General features: G+C 65.4%; 15 protein-coding genes and 1 pseudogene. 7 read left to right on the top strand and 9 right to left on the bottom strand.

Annotated features, from left to right (window positions below; genetic code table 11):
- Nucleotides 1-197: 197 nt before the first annotated feature.
- On the top strand, nt 198-899 hold the full coding sequence (pyrF, locus tag AC0Z2B_RS13090; protein ID WP_475505811.1) for an orotidine-5'-phosphate decarboxylase: 702 nt from the start codon (nt 198-200) through the stop codon (nt 897-899).
- 150 nt (nt 900-1,049) lie between these two features.
- On the opposite strand, the gene AC0Z2B_RS13085 is transcribed toward pyrF, so the two are convergent.
- A complete protein-coding gene (locus tag AC0Z2B_RS13085; RefSeq protein ID WP_476297092.1) occupies nt 1,050-2,051 on the bottom strand; it encodes an NADP-dependent oxidoreductase in 1,002 nt (333 codons plus the stop codon).
- A gap of 173 nt (nt 2,052-2,224) precedes the next feature.
- On the opposite strand from AC0Z2B_RS13085, the gene AC0Z2B_RS13080 reads away from it, so the two are divergent.
- The 3 genes and pseudogenes from AC0Z2B_RS13080 to AC0Z2B_RS13070 all read left to right on the top strand — a co-directional run bounded on the left by AC0Z2B_RS13080 (nt 2,225) and on the right by AC0Z2B_RS13070 (nt 5,053).
- The gene (locus tag AC0Z2B_RS13080; protein ID WP_476297090.1) at nt 2,225-2,983 is read left to right on the top strand and encodes an SDR family oxidoreductase; all 759 of its coding nucleotides are present in this window, start codon (nt 2,225-2,227) and stop codon (nt 2,981-2,983) included.
- A 135-nt stretch (nt 2,984-3,118) separates the two neighbouring features.
- Nucleotides 3,119-4,192 (top strand): annotated as a pseudogene (locus AC0Z2B_RS13075) (HAMP domain-containing protein); the annotation flags it as partial.
- Complete coding sequence (locus AC0Z2B_RS13070) at nt 4,181-5,053, top strand: methyl-accepting chemotaxis protein (protein ID WP_476297198.1); 873 nt, start codon at nt 4,181-4,183, stop codon at nt 5,051-5,053. The pseudogene AC0Z2B_RS13075 and the gene AC0Z2B_RS13070, both read left to right, overlap by 12 nt.
- A gap of 61 nt (nt 5,054-5,114) precedes the next feature.
- Here AC0Z2B_RS13070 and AC0Z2B_RS13065 read toward each other — a convergent pair whose 3' ends face one another.
- The gene (locus AC0Z2B_RS13065) at nt 5,115-6,305 is read right to left on the bottom strand and encodes a benzoate/H(+) symporter BenE family transporter (RefSeq protein WP_476297088.1); all 1,191 of its coding nucleotides are present in this window, start codon (nt 6,303-6,305) and stop codon (nt 5,115-5,117) included.
- A gap of 189 nt (nt 6,306-6,494) precedes the next feature.
- A complete protein-coding gene (locus AC0Z2B_RS13060) occupies nt 6,495-6,938 on the bottom strand; it encodes a MarR family winged helix-turn-helix transcriptional regulator (protein ID WP_416423067.1) in 444 nt (147 codons plus the stop codon).
- Between the two features lie 81 nt (nt 6,939-7,019).
- Between AC0Z2B_RS13060 and AC0Z2B_RS13055 the strand changes: the two genes are divergently transcribed.
- Together AC0Z2B_RS13055 and AC0Z2B_RS13050 are read left to right on the top strand one after the other, a co-directional pair.
- Nucleotides 7,020-8,189, top strand: coding sequence for an aminotransferase-like domain-containing protein (locus AC0Z2B_RS13055; protein WP_476297086.1), 1,170 nt, complete (start codon nt 7,020-7,022; stop codon nt 8,187-8,189).
- A gap of 12 nt (nt 8,190-8,201) precedes the next feature.
- Nucleotides 8,202-8,804 (top strand): glutathione S-transferase family protein, encoded by a 603-nt coding sequence (locus AC0Z2B_RS13050; protein ID WP_416423069.1) that lies wholly within the window; start codon nt 8,202-8,204, stop codon nt 8,802-8,804.
- Nucleotides 8,805-8,932: 128 nt separating this feature from the next.
- Here the strand turns inward: AC0Z2B_RS13050 and AC0Z2B_RS13045 are convergent, their stop codons facing one another.
- The 5 genes from AC0Z2B_RS13045 to AC0Z2B_RS13025 form a co-directional block, all read right to left on the bottom strand.
- Nucleotides 8,933-9,298 carry a glutaredoxin family protein gene (locus AC0Z2B_RS13045; protein WP_416423070.1) on the bottom strand — a complete coding sequence of 122 codons (366 nt, stop codon included), beginning with the start codon at nt 9,296-9,298 and terminating at the stop codon, nt 8,933-8,935.
- 16 nt (nt 9,299-9,314) lie between these two features.
- Nucleotides 9,315-9,860 (bottom strand): GTP cyclohydrolase I FolE, encoded by a 546-nt coding sequence (gene folE, locus AC0Z2B_RS13040; RefSeq protein WP_416423071.1) that lies wholly within the window; start codon nt 9,858-9,860, stop codon nt 9,315-9,317.
- Between the two features lie 71 nt (nt 9,861-9,931).
- A complete protein-coding gene (locus AC0Z2B_RS13035; protein WP_416423072.1) occupies nt 9,932-10,489 on the bottom strand; it encodes a Smr/MutS family protein in 558 nt (185 codons plus the stop codon).
- A gap of 35 nt (nt 10,490-10,524) precedes the next feature.
- The gene (locus tag AC0Z2B_RS13030) at nt 10,525-10,845 is read right to left on the bottom strand and encodes a hypothetical protein (RefSeq protein WP_416423073.1); all 321 of its coding nucleotides are present in this window, start codon (nt 10,843-10,845) and stop codon (nt 10,525-10,527) included.
- 143 nt (nt 10,846-10,988) lie between these two features.
- Nucleotides 10,989-11,579 (bottom strand): cysteine hydrolase family protein, encoded by a 591-nt coding sequence (locus tag AC0Z2B_RS13025; protein WP_476297084.1) that lies wholly within the window; start codon nt 11,577-11,579, stop codon nt 10,989-10,991.
- A 189-nt stretch (nt 11,580-11,768) separates the two neighbouring features.
- Between AC0Z2B_RS13025 and prmB the strand changes: the two genes are divergently transcribed.
- Nucleotides 11,769-12,677 carry a 50S ribosomal protein L3 N(5)-glutamine methyltransferase gene (gene prmB / locus AC0Z2B_RS13020; protein ID WP_476297082.1) on the top strand — a complete coding sequence of 303 codons (909 nt, stop codon included), beginning with the start codon at nt 11,769-11,771 and terminating at the stop codon, nt 12,675-12,677.
- Between the two features lie 129 nt (nt 12,678-12,806).
- Here the strand turns inward: prmB and AC0Z2B_RS13015 are convergent, their stop codons facing one another.
- The gene (locus tag AC0Z2B_RS13015) at nt 12,807-13,607 is read right to left on the bottom strand and encodes a hypothetical protein (RefSeq protein WP_476297080.1); all 801 of its coding nucleotides are present in this window, start codon (nt 13,605-13,607) and stop codon (nt 12,807-12,809) included.
- Between the last annotated feature and the right edge of the window lie 87 nt (nt 13,608-13,694).

The following is a 13,694-nucleotide window of genomic DNA, read 5'->3' as shown; positions in this document are numbered from 1 at the left end:
GGATTGGAACGTTCGTGCTGTTTGCGTGCAGTGGCCGTGCCAGCCGGGCAAAAGGGGTCGCAATGGTGGGATTGGTGTCGCAGGTGGGGATGCGTGGGCTAGGCTATGGGCAGGTAGTGCCTGTTTGTGGGGCGCCAGCGCCCCTAAAATCCGCTACAATGCGCGCCGATTTCGACTTGCCCCCTGAGAGCCCGCCCATGTCCGCTTGCCAGACTCCTATCATCGTCGCCCTGGATTTCCCCACCCGCGACGCCGCCCTGAAACTGGCTGACCAGCTGGACCCCAAGCTGTGCCGCGTGAAGGTCGGCAAGGAGCTGTTCACCAGCAGCGCATCGGGCATCGTCGAGACCCTGAACGACAAGGGCTTCGAAGTGTTCCTGGACCTGAAATTCCACGACATTCCCAACACCACCGCCATGGCCGTCAAGGCCGCAGCGGAAATGGGCGTGTGGATGGTGAACGTGCACTGTTCCGGCGGCCTGCGCATGATGGCCGCCTGCCGCGACGTACTCGACCAGCGCAGCGGCCCCAAGCCACTGCTGATCGGCGTGACCGTGCTGACCAGCATGGAGCGTGAAGACCTGGCCGCCATCGGCCTGGACATCGAGCCGCAAGAGCAGGTGCTGCGCCTGGCTGCGCTGGCCGAGAAGGCTGGCATGGACGGCCTGGTGTGCTCGGCCCTGGAAGCCCAGGCGCTGAAGGCCGCGCACCCGTCGCTGCAACTGGTGACCCCGGGCATTCGCCCGGCTGGCAGCGCCCAGGACGACCAACGTCGCATCCTCACCCCGCGCCAGGCACTGGACGCAGGTTCCGACTACCTGGTGATCGGCCGCCCGATCAGCCAGGCCAAAGACCCGGCGCAAGCGCTGGCTGACGTTGTGGCACAAATCAACGCCTGACGGCCGGCGCCATTCAACTACTCAACGCCGATCACCCGTAGCCGCTGCCGCCAGGCTGCGCTTGCCCTCAAATTCACCGGAGATCTCCAGTGGCGCAAAGGGCCAGCGCAGCCTGGCGGCAGCGGCTACGTGATAACCGCAGGCGATTGATCAAACTTTCAACACCAGCTTGCCGAAATTCTCCCCGCTGAACAGCTTCTGTAGCGTCTCGGGGAACGTCTCCAGCCCCTCCACCACGTGCTCCTTGCTCTTGAGCTGCCCCTTGGCCAGCCAGCCGGCAATCTCCTGCCCGGCTGCGGCGAAGTTGGCGGCGTGGTCCATCACCACGAAACCTTCCATGCGCGCGCGGTTCACCAGCAACGACAGGTAGTTGGCCGGGCCTTTCACGCCGGTCTTGCTGTTGTACTGGCTGATGGCGCCGCAGATCACCACCCGCGCACGGGGTGCCAGTCGGCTGAGGACGGCGTCGAGAATGTCGCCCCCTACGTTGTCGAAGAACACGTCCACGCCCTTGGGGCATTCGCGCTTGAGCCCGGCGGCGACGTCTTCGGCCTTGTAGTCGATGGCGCCGTCAAAGCCCAGTTCATCGATCAGCGACTGGCATTTGTCCTTGCCGCCGGCGATGCCGATCACCCGGCAGCCCTTGATCTTGGCGATCTGCCCGGCCACGCTGCCCACCGCCCCCGCAGCGCCGGAGATCACCACGGTGTCGCCGGCCTTGGGTGCGCCGGTTTCCAGCAACGCGAAGTAGGCGGTCATGCCGGTCATGCCCAGCGCCGACAGGTACAGCGGCAGCGGCGCAACCTTGGGGTCTACCTTGTAGAAGCCCTTGGGCTCGCCCTGGAAGAAGTCCTGTACGCCCAGCGCGCCGTTGACGTGGTCACCCACGGCGAACGCCGGGTTGTTGGAGGCCACCACCTGGCCTACGCCCAGGGCGCGCATCACTTCGCCCAGGCCCACCGGTGGGATGTAGGACTTGCCCTCGTTCATCCAGCCGCGCATGGCCGGGTCCAGGGACAGGTAGAGGTTTTTCACGCGGACCTGGCCGGCGCCCAGTTCGGGCAGCGGCACGGTCTGGAAGGTGAAGTCTTCGCGGCTGGCGGCGCCGGAAGGGCGGCGGGCCAGCAGGAATTGGCGGTTGGCGTCGGTCATGGCAGGTGCTTCCAAATGTGGACGGTGGACTGTTGATAGGCCGCGCGGGCGCCACTGGCAAGGGTAACGGCCGCGCCGAATACGGCGAAATACAGGGCGCCAATAGTGCTGCGTGGCGTGCTGGCGCCTTGGCTAGACTGCGCCCATCACTTCCAATTCACAGAGGTTCGACCATGGGCATGGCATTTTCCGGACAAGTGGCGCTGGTGACCGGTGCGGCGGCAGGCATCGGCCGCGCCACCGCGCAGGCGTTCGCCGCCGAGGGCCTGAAGGTAGTGGTGGTGGACCTGGACGCCGCCGGAGGCGAAGGCACCGTGGCGCTGATTCGCGAAGCGGGTGGCCAGGCGCAGTTCCTGCGCTGCGACGTCACCGTGGAGGCCCAGGTGCGCGCCATGACCGAGCAGGCCGTGGCCCTTTGGGGCCGCCTGGACTACGCCTTCAACAACGCCGGCATCGAGATCGAGAACAGCCGCCTGGCCGAAGGCACCGAGGCGCAGTTCGACGCCATCATGGGCGTCAACGTCAAGGGCGTGTGGCTGTGCATGAAGTATCAGTTGCCGGTGATGCTGGCCCAAGGCGGCGCCATCGTCAACACCGCCTCGGTGGCGGGCGTGGGCGCGGCGCCGAAGATGAGTATCTACGCGGCGTCCAAGCACGCGGTCATCGGCCTGACCCAGTCGGCCGCCATCGAATACGCGAAGAAACACATCCGCGTGAACGCCGTGTGCCCGGCCGTGATCGACACCGACATGTTCCGCCGCGCCCACGAAGCCGACCCGCGCAAGGCCGAGTACGCCGCCGCCATGCACCCGGTCGGGCGCGTGGGGCGGGTGGAGGAGGTGGCCAGTGCGGTGTTGTACCTGTGCAGCGATGGCGCAGCGTTCACCACGGGGCATTCGTTGTTGGTGGACGGGGGCGCCACGGCGATTTGATGGCAGGGCAAAACGCCCTCCGCTTTGCTGAAAACGACACCTTCATAGCTTTTTGCCATTATTCCGACGCCAGGATCTTGTGCCTGCCCCCGTGCCATTGCCACTCTCCGTGCATTGACTCTGGGAGCGCGCGCAATGACATCGGCCAGCAGTGGACGTTTTGCCAACCTGGGCATGGCCCGCAAGCTGGGCCTGGGCTTTGCCTTGGTGCTGGCGCTGACGGTGCTGGTGGCGGCCATCGGCGTGTGGTCGCTGGCCAGCATCAGCCAGCGTTTCGACGGCTTGAAGCAGATGTCGGTGCTCAACAGCGGCCTGCTGCGGGTGCGCCTGCAGGAGCAGGAGTTCGCCCTGCACGCCGACCCCAAGACCGCCGATGCCCTGCGCAAGAGCGTGGAGGCGCTGGCCGCCAGCGCGGGCGCTGTAGAAGGCGTGCAACCCGCACTGGCCGCGTACCGCAAGGCGTTCGACCAGTTCGTGGAGATCAGCCAGGCCAAGGATTTGGCCTTGGACATGGCCAGCTGGTCGGTGTCTACCGTGGCCAATAACCTCGACGTACTGCAGGCCGGGTTGTCCGACGACGGCACCTACGCGCTGAAGGACTCCAAGGGCGAGAAGGGCAGCGAATTCATCACCCAGGCCAACGAGGTGGCGCAGGTGGCGCGGCTGATGCTGCAGGCCATGGACGCCGCGCGGGTGCGCCTGGACCAGAGCCGCAAGGGCGTCGACGACGATACCGGCAGCGGCCGGATCGAGCAGGCGGCCGAGGCCCTCAAGCAAGCCAACGCCTTGAAGAGCGAGGTACAGGACGCCGGCTACCAGACGGTGTTGAACGAAGTCAGCGACCACATCGCCAGCTTCAGCGACAAGCTGGGCGAATACACCGACCTGCTGGCCAAGGAAAAACAGGTCTATGCACAGCTCAAGGCGCGCGCCGATGAAGTGGTGAGCCGTGTCGACCAGGCCGCTGCGGCCCAGGACCAGGCCATGCAGGCCGAGTTGAAACAGAATACCTTGCTGATCGTTGGCTCATCCTTGGTGGCGCTGCTGGTGGGCGTGCTCGCCGCGTGGCTGATCACCCGGCTGATCGTGGGGCCGCTGCGCCGGGTGATCAGCCGTGCCCAACAAATCGCCGGCGGCGACCTCAGCGGCAGCATCGAGGTGGACCGCCGCGACGAGATTGGCCAGTTGCTGGCTGCCATGCAGCAGATGGGCGCCGGCCTGAGCAGCATCGTCAGTGGCCTGCAGGCGGGCATCGAGCAACTTTCCAGTTCGGCGCACTCGCTGTCGGCGGTCACCGAACAGACCAACCTGGAGGTCAGCAGCCAGCAGCAGGAAACCGAGCAGGTGGCCACCGCCATGAACCAGATGACCGCTACCGTGCATGACGTGGCCCGCAACGCCGAGCAGGCGGCCTTGGCCGCGCAGTCAGCGGATACCCGCGTGGACAACGGCCAGCAGGTGGTACGTCAGAGCATGCAGCGCATTGAGCAGTTGGCCGGCGCGGCGGATTCGGCGAGCCACAGCATCGAGCACCTGAGCAACGAAATCCAGAGCATCGGCACCGTGGTGGCAGTGATCAAGAGCGTGGCCGAACAGACCAACCTGCTGGCGCTGAACGCGGCCATCGAAGCGGCGAGGGCCGGGGAGCAGGGGCGCGGTTTTGCGGTAGTGGCGGATGAAGTGCGGGCCCTGGCCCAGCGCACCCAGCAGTCCACCGCCGAGATCGAGCGGCTGGTCAGCACCTTGCGCGCCAGCGCCGCGGCGTCGGTGGCGCAGATCCAGGGCAGTGGCGAACTGGTCAAGCTGGCGGTCAGCGACGCGCTGCAGACCGAGAGCGCGCTGGGCAGCATTGCCAGCGCGGTGTCACAGATCCAGCAGATGAACCAGCAGATTGCCGCGGCAGCCGAGCAGCAAAGCTCGGTGGCGGAGGAGATCAACCGCAGCGTCACCAACATCCGCGCCAGTGCCGATCAGTCGGCACTGGCGATGCGTGGCAATGCGGCGTCGAGCATCGAGCTGGCGCAGCTGGGCAGCGAGCTGCGCGGCATGGTCGGCCATTTCCGCCTGTAACCCGTAGCAGCTGCCGAAGGCTGCGTCCGGCCTGGACGCGGCCTGTGGCCGCTGCTACGGGTTATTGCTTTTGCCAGTTGAGGATCAGCAGGGTCAACACCCCCGCCACGATGCCCCAGAACGCCGAACCCACCGAGAACAGCGTGAAGCCCGAGGCCGTCACCATGAAGGTGATCAGCGCCGCTTCGCGCTCCTTCGGCTCGTTCATGGCAATGCTCAAACCGTTGATGATCGAGCCAAACAGCGCCAAGGCGGCGATGGACAGCACCAGTTCCTTCGGCAAGGCGGCGAACAGCGCCGCCAGGGTGGCGCCGAACACGCCGGCGATGCCGTAGAAAATCCCGCACCACACCGCGGCGGTGTAGCGTTTGCTTGGGTCTTCGTGGGCGTGCGGGCCGGTGCAGATGGCGGCGCTGATGGCCGCCAGGTTGATGCCGTGGGAACCGAACGGCGCCAGCAGCAGCGAAGCGAAGCCGGTCACCGAGATCAGTGGCGAGGCGGGCACCTGGTAGCCGTCGGCGCGCAGCACGGCGATGCCGGGCATGTTCTGCGAGGTCATGGCCACCACGAACAGCGGGATGCCGATGCTGATGGTCGCGGCCAGCGAGAACGATGGCGTGGTCCACACCGGGGTGGCCACTTCCAGGTGGAACTGGCTGAAGTCCAGAAGGCCCATGAAGCCCGACAGCAGGGTGCCCAGCACCAGCGCCGACAGCACGGCGTAGCGCGGCGACACGCGCTTGACCAGCAGGTAGGTGAAGAACATGCCCAGCACCAGCAGCGTGCGGTGCTGGGCGGCGACGAAGATTTCGCTGCCGATCTTGAACAGAATGCCGGCCAGCAACGCTGCGGCCAGGGAAGAGGGCAGGCGCTTGACCAGTTTCTCGAAGCTGCCGGTAAGCCCGCAGATCACCACCAGCACTGCGCAGGTGATGTAGGCACCGATGGCCTCGCTGTAGTTCACATGGCCCAGGCTTGTGATCAGCAGCGCCGCGCCGGGCGTCGACCAGGCCACGGTGATGGGCGTGCGGTAGCGCAGCGACAGGCCGATGCTGCACACCGCCATGCCGATGGACAGTGCCCAGATCCACGAGGAAATCTGCGCGCTGGTCAGCCCTGCGGCCTGGCCGGCCTGGAACATCAGCACCAGGGAGCTGGTGTAGCCGGTCATCATGGCGATGAAGCCGGCGACCACGGCGGAAGGGGAAGTGTCGGCCAACGGGCGCAAATGCACGGGGGAGGCGTCGGTCATGCTGCAAATCCTTGAGCGAGGTGGTGGCAGGCCTGAAAGACTAAACCCGCCGCCTTGTACCGTTGCAGTACAGCAACCGTAACATTTGGCCATACAGTCAAACTGTACCTGCCCCCGTAGCAGCTGCCGAAGGCTGCGTCCCGGCCAATCAATAATCCGCAGCGTTCATGACGCAGCCTGCGGCAGCTGCTACGGGCGGTTGGTGGTCTTGCCCAGCGCGGCATTCACCGCCAACCAGCCGTCCACCGCCGCCGGGCCCGCCTCGGCGAACACCCGTTGCAGCAGCTTCACCTGCTCCTTGCGCAACGCCTCTTCAAACCGCAGCCCCTCGGGCGTCAGCCCCAGCAGGCGCTTGCGCTTGTCGCTGGCGGGCGCGGTGCTGGTCACCAGCTGCATCTCGATCAGCTGGCGCAGGGGCATGTTCAGCGCCTGCTTGCTTACCCCCAGTTTTTCCAGCAGCTCGCTCACGCCAATGTCCGGGTAGCGCGCGATGAAGAACACCACCCGCTGGTGCACCCGGCTCAGGCCCCGGCGGGCCAGCATTTCGTCGGCCTTGGCGGTGAAGGCCTGGTAGCCGTAGAAAAACGCTTCCATGGCGATTTGTTGAGTGGCGGTATTTTTAAGGTCAAGCATATTGACGTATCCATGCCCGGCGTCGTAATTTCGGTCAAGCAGTTTGACGTATCTTCCGATGACTTTGCCAGTGGTGGTCCCATGGCTTTCTCTGAACGTGTCACACGCCTCAAAAGTTCGCTGATCCGCGAGATCCTCGCCGCGGCCCAGCGCCCCGAAGTCATGTCGTTCGCCGGCGGCCTGCCGGCCGAGGCCATGCTGCCCACCCTGGACTGGACGGGCCTGCCCGCCAGCATGAGCCAGTACGGCACCAGCGAAGGCGAGCCGCAGCTGCGCGAGCAGCTGGCCGCTGACGCCCGCGCCCTGGGCATCGATTGCCAGGCCAGCCAGGTGCTGGTGCTCAGCGGCTCGCAGCAGGCGCTGGACCTGGCCGCCAAGCTGTACATCGACAAGGGCACGGAAATTGTCGTCGAGGGCCCCACCTACCTGGCCGCCCTGCAGACCTTCCAGCTGTTCGGCGCCGATTGCCTGAGCGTGCCGCTGCAGGCCGATGGCCCCGACCTGGACGCCTTGCGCGCCCACCTGCAGCGCAAGGCGCCGGCCTTTGCCTACCTGATCCCGACCTTCCAGAACCCTTCGGGCGTGCGCTACAGCGAAGCGGCCCGGGCGGGCGTGGCGGCGCTGCTGGACGAGTTCGCGGTGACCCTGATCGAAGACGAGCCCTACCGCGAGCTGACCTACGACGGCGGCCACGCGCAGCCCATCGCCGGGCGCCTGCGCACCGCCAGCTGGATCTACATGGGCAGCGTGTCGAAAACCCTGCTGCCCGGCGTGCGTGTGGGCTACCTGATCGCCAGCCCCGACCTGTTCCCGCACCTGCTGCGGCTGAAGCAGGCCGCCGACCTGCACACCAACCGCATCGGCCAGTGGCAGGCCATGCAGTGGCTGGGTACGGACAAGTACCGCCAGCACCTGGGCGAGTTGCGCAGTTTCTACCGTGAGCGTCGCGACGCGATGCAGGCGGCGCTGCTCGAGCATTTCGCCGGTCTGGCCGATTGGCACGTGCCGCAAGGGGGCTTATTCTTCTGGCTGACCTTGAAACAGCCGATCGATACCCGCACCTTGTTGGCCGACGCCATGGCCCAGGACGTGGCGTTCATGCCGGGGGAGCCGTTTTTCGCCGACCCCGCGGCCCACCCGGGTTGCCTGCGGTTGAATTTCAGTCATGTCGCCCCGCACCGCCTGCACGAAGGGCTGGCGCGGTTGGCCCACGTTATCCGCAAGGCTCAGGCCGCTCAGGCAGCGGCGTAGAAGGAGAGGTTCATGTACAAGGTTTACGGCGATTACCGCTCGGGCAACTGCTACAAGGTCAAGCTGATGCTGCACCTGCTGAACCTGCCGTATGAATGGGTGGACATCGACATTCTCGGCGGCGACACCCAGACCCCGGAGTTCCTGGCCAAGAACCCCAACGGCAAGATCCCGGTGCTGGAACTGGAAGATGGCACCTGCCTGTGGGAGTCCAACGCGATTCTCAACTTCCTCGCCGATGGCACCGCGTTCCTGCCCACCGAGCCGCGCCTGCGCACCCAGGTGCTGCAGTGGCAGTTCTTCGAACAGTACAGCCATGAGCCGTACATTGCCGTGGCGCGGTTTATCCAGTTTTACCTGAATATGCCCGAAGATCGCCTGCAGGAGTACCAGGACTGCCAGGTGCGCGGCAAAAAGGCATTGCGGGTGATGGAGCGGCAGCTGCAGCTGACGCCGTTCCTGGTGGGGGACCAGTATTCGATCGCGGATATCGCGCTGTACGCCTACACCCATGTGGCTCACGAGGGGGGCTTTGATCTGGCCGGCTACCCGGGCATCCAGGCGTGGCTCAAGCGGGTTGAATCACAACCGCGGCATGTGACCATGCTCGGTTGAGGCTGGAAACACAAAACCCGTAGCCGCTGCCGCAGGCTGCGCTGGCCCTGATCCACGCCGAAGATCCTCGGTGTAATCAGGGGCCAGCGCAGCCTATCGGCAGCGGCTACGGGTTTGTTGTATCTCGCTTAAGCAAACCGCTGCTGCAGGTACGCGATGATCGCCTTGGACTCGTACATCCAGGTGGTCTGCCCGTGCTCTTCAATGCGCAGGCACGGCACCTTGATACGGCCGCCCTCGGCCAGCAGCGCCTGGCGGTGCTGCTCGTCGTGCTTCGCGTCGCGCAGGGCCACCGGCACGTTGAGCTTGTGCAGGGCGCGGCGGGTCTTGACGCAGAACGGGCAGGCGTGGAACTGGTAGAGGCTCAGGCCCTTGGCCTGTTGCTCCACGTCGGCCTGGGCCTGGGCGCTGCGTTTCTGCTTGGGGCCGCGGGTCAGCAGGTCGCCAATCACGATCAGCTGGCCCAGCCCCACGCGCAATGCTTTCATCAACATGTCGGTACCCTTGGGATCACTTGATCAGGCTGAGGAATTCGCTGCGAGTAGCGGCGTTTTCGCGGAACTCGCCCAGCATCACCGAGGTGATCATCGACGAATTCTGCTTTTCCACGCCGCGCATCATCATGCACATGTGCTTGGCCTCGATGACCACGGCAACGCCCAGGGCACCGGTGACCTGCTGGATCGCGTCGGCGATCTGGCGGCTGAGGTTTTCCTGGATCTGCAGGCGGCGGGCGTACATGTCGACGATGCGCGCGACCTTGGACAGGCCCAGCACCTTGCCGCTCGGGATGTAGGCCACGTGGGCCTTGCCGATGAACGGCAGCAGGTGGTGTTCGCACAGCGAGTACAGCTCGATGTCCTTGACCAGCACCATCTCGCTGTTGTCGGAGCTGAAGAGCGCACCGTTGGTGACGTCTTCCAGGGTTTGTTCATAACCGCGGCAAAGGTACTGCATGGCTTTGGCGGCACGCTTCGGCGTGTCGAGCAGGCCCTCGCGGGATACGTCCTCGCCGAGTTTGCCGAGAATCGCGGTGTAGTGCTGTTCCAGGGACATGGATCTAAACCTGTGGGAATTTTCGCAAACGCGAAGGGTACGGCGCTGGCCGCGTCGCTGCAAGCGCGAGGTTATTCGTCGCGCCCTTCAAGCATGGTGCGCTTGAGCATCACGTACACCGCGCCAGCGCCGCCGTGGCGCGGTTGGCAGGACGTGAAGCCCAGCACCTGGGCATGTTGTCGCAGCCAGGTGTTGACGTGGCTCTTGATCATGGGGCGCTTGCCGTCCAGGCGCACGGCCTTGCCGTGAGTGACGCGCACGCAGCGGATTTCGAACTTCACCGCCTCGGCCAGGAAGGCCCAGAGGGTTTCCCGGGCCTTTTCCACGCTCATGCCGTGCAGGTCCAGGCTGCCCTCGAACGGTATCTGGCCGACCTTGAGCTTGCGCATCTGGCTTTCCTGCACGCCGTCGCGGGCCCAGTGCAGGTCGTCCTCGGGGCCCACGTCGATGACGAACTGGTCGCTCAGGCCATCGACGGTGGTGGCGTCCTGGCGCACGGTCGCGGCCTGGCGCAGGGTGGCCAGGTTCTTGCGGTCGGTCTTGGGTTTGCCCGTGTCGGCGCGGTCATGCTTGATCGGCTTTACGCCGCGCATTTCGCTTGTAAACAGGGAAAAATCATCGTCTTGCATGTCAGCCTCCACCAGGAAGGCCTAGTTTACGCGACTCAGTCGTGTTTTTTCATCAGGTGCGGCGCCAGGTTCAATTCGCGGTTGCGATGGCGACGCCGACGGCAGCGGCGCCACAGGCCCACGCCCAGGTACAGAATCAGCAGGCCGAACACCACCAGCAGGGCGGCGCCGGTCTTGCTGGCGTTCAGGTCGCCCAGGGCCGGGGGGTGGCCCAGCAGGCTGGCGGCGCCGGCCATGGCCAGCATTACCCCAAGGGCTGCCAGCAGCGCGGCGAAGGCCTGGCCCAGGCGTGTTCCCCAGTTACGTTGGCCGCGTGGGCGAAGGCGGCGAGCGTCAAAACCATCGGATAACTTCATTCCGATTTCCTCAGTGAATATCCGGCCTTCGACTCGCCAGCGGCGTCGGGGTTCCGACACGGGGGGCAATTAGGAAAAATGAACGCTTTTATCGGATGGGCGGCCACGTCGCGCGGCCGCCGGGTCATGCACTGCCGGTGGGGTCAGACCAGTTCGTCGGTCTGGGCCACGCAGGCGAAGTTGTCATTCATGGTGGCCATGCCGACCTGCTTCACGGTGGCAGCCGGTACCACGCCGCCCTTGAAGGGTAGGTCGCGGGTGGCGCAGGCATCTTCCACCAGGGTGCTGCGGTAGCCGTAGTCCTTGGCCGCGCGCACGGTGGTGCTGATGCTGGAATGGGTCATGAAACCGCAGACGATCAGGTCGATCGGGCCTTTTTCCTGCAGGGTCTGGTGCAGGGCGGTGTTGTTGAACGCGTTGGGCATGTTCTTTTCGATGATCGGCTCGTCAGCCAGTGGCTCGAGGCCGGGGATGAACTTGCCGCGGTCGCCCTGGGGGTCGAACAGGCCGCCCACGGTGCCCAGGTGGCGCACGTGCACGATGGGGCGGTGGGCAGCGCGCGCCGCCTTGAGCAGGCGGGCAATGTTGGCCACCGCTTCGTCAATGCCTACCAGGGCCAGGGGGCCCTTCAGGTATTCACGCTGGGCGTCGATGATCACAAGGCTGGCGCGGCTGAGATCGGCAGGGGGATGGCCGCGGCCAGTCAATTGGAACATCGTCTTTGTATCGGACATCGGGGGCTCCTTTGGATAGGGCTTTTGCCACATTCTCCACTGCTGGAGCCTTTCTGTGAATCGCTACGCGCACTTGCGGTGCAGATTCGGGGCGGTAGTCGGGTGCCGCGCTGCTGCAAAATGCCAGCAGGGGCCCCACGGGCCGGGCTTCACTGGTAGAATGCGCGGCTGTATTCAAAGGAGTCTGCCGTGATCACTTCCCGCCTGCGCACCCTGCGCGACCACATTCGTTGGGCTGTCAGCCGTTTCCACGGGGAAGACCTGTACTTTGGCCACGGCACCGACAACGCCTGGGACGAAGCCCGGCTGCTGGTGCTGGGGGCCGTGCACCTGCCTTACCAGATCGCCGACAGCTACCTGGACTGCGCCCTGGAAGAAGACGAGATCGTGCACATCCAGGGGTTGCTCAAGCGCCGCATCGAAGACCGCGTGCCGGTGCCGTACCTGCTGAACGAGGCGTGGTTCTGCGGCATGTCGTTCATCGTCGACGAGCGCGTGCTGATTCCGCGTTCGCCCATCGGCGAGCTGATCGAGGACGGCTTCAGCCCGTGGCTGGCCAACCCGCCGGCGCGCATCCTCGACCTGTGCACCGGCTCGGGTTGCATCGGCATCGCCTGCGCCGACGTGTTCCCCAACGCCGAAGTGGCGCTGGGCGACCTGTCGTTCGAAGCCCTTGAGGTGGCGAACCAGAACATCGAGCGCCATGGCGTGGAAGACCGCGTGTACACCGTGCAGGGTGATGGCTTCGACGGCCTGCCGGGCCAGCGCTTCGACCTGATCGTGTCGAACCCGCCCTACGTGGATGCCGAAGACTTCGCCGACATGCCCGACGAATACCAGCACGAGCCGGAACTGGGCCTGGCCTGCGGCGACGATGGCCTGAACCTGGTGCGGCGCATGCTGGCCGAAGCGGCCGACCACCTGACCGAGAAGGGCCTGCTGATCGTGGAAGTGGGCAACAGCCAGGTGCACGTCGAAGCCCTGTACCCGGAGGTGGACTTCCACTGGCTGGAATTCCAGCGCGGCGGCCACGGCGTGTTCATGCTCAGCGCGGCGCAGTGCCGCGAGCACCAGGCGCTGTTCGCCTCGCGCGTGTAAAACCCCGCCGCCATCGCGTAGCCGCTGCCGCAGGCTGCGCTGGCCCTGATCCACGCTGAAGATCCTCAGTGTAATCAGGGGCCAGCGCAGCCTGCCGGCAGCGGCTACGGAACCGATGTGACCAAGAGGCTATCGGTGGGTCGCGATCCAGATCAACAGCCCCGCCTGGAACACCGCGAAAGCCACCAGGCAGGTGATGGTGAAGCGCAAGCCCGAGTCCTCGCGCTTGAATTTGCTGACCCGCTCTTCCTGCTGGCGCAGCTTCACTTCCAGTTCCTGCAGGTTCTGCTCGGCCAACTGCAGCATGTTGGCCGCGTCGAGAATCTCCACCACCTGCACCTTGTCACCGTTCCAGGTGGCAATCAGTTCGCCCACCTGCACGCCTTCGTAGCTGGCCTTGAGGTGCTGGGCGTCGGCATAGCTGACGGTCAGGCCATGGCTTTTCAGCACGTGGTCGCGGCGCAGGCGGGTGTCTTCGTTGAGGGCGTCCTTGCTGGCCAGCGCAGCGCCCTCGACCCGGTAGTGCGCCCATTTGCGCTGGGCCCAGATCACCCCCTGGGCAATCAGGAAGCGCCCCAGGCCGCGGTTCAGCGGTTCCATGAACAGGCCGGATTCAGGGCCGAAGCTGACGGTGCGGGCCTGGTGGTTGGCCCATACTTCCAGGCGGTTCTGGTCCTTGCGCACCTTCTGGCCCGGCAGCTGGATGTCCATGCGCAACAGGCTGTAGTCCTTGTTGTGGCGTTCGGCGCGGCCAAACTGCACGAAGCGCAACGGCCGCGCACCGGTGGCGCGGTCCACCGGCAGGGGCACCAGACGCAGCATCTTGAAGTGTTCAGGCTGTACGTCCGCCCACGGCAATTCCACCGGTGCGGGGGCCTGTTCAGGTTCGACAGCCACTTCGGGTGACTCTGGGGTTTGCGTATCGGTCATCTCGGCGATCCTCTTTCGCGCAGCGCTGCGGGTATCAAAGTGGATACCTGCATCGGCGTATCGGCAGGCTTTGCCGATACTTGCGTG

It is taken from the genome of Pseudomonas sp. GYB4201 (assembly GCF_056312595.1).
This window is presented reverse-complemented; position numbering and strand designations above follow the sequence as displayed.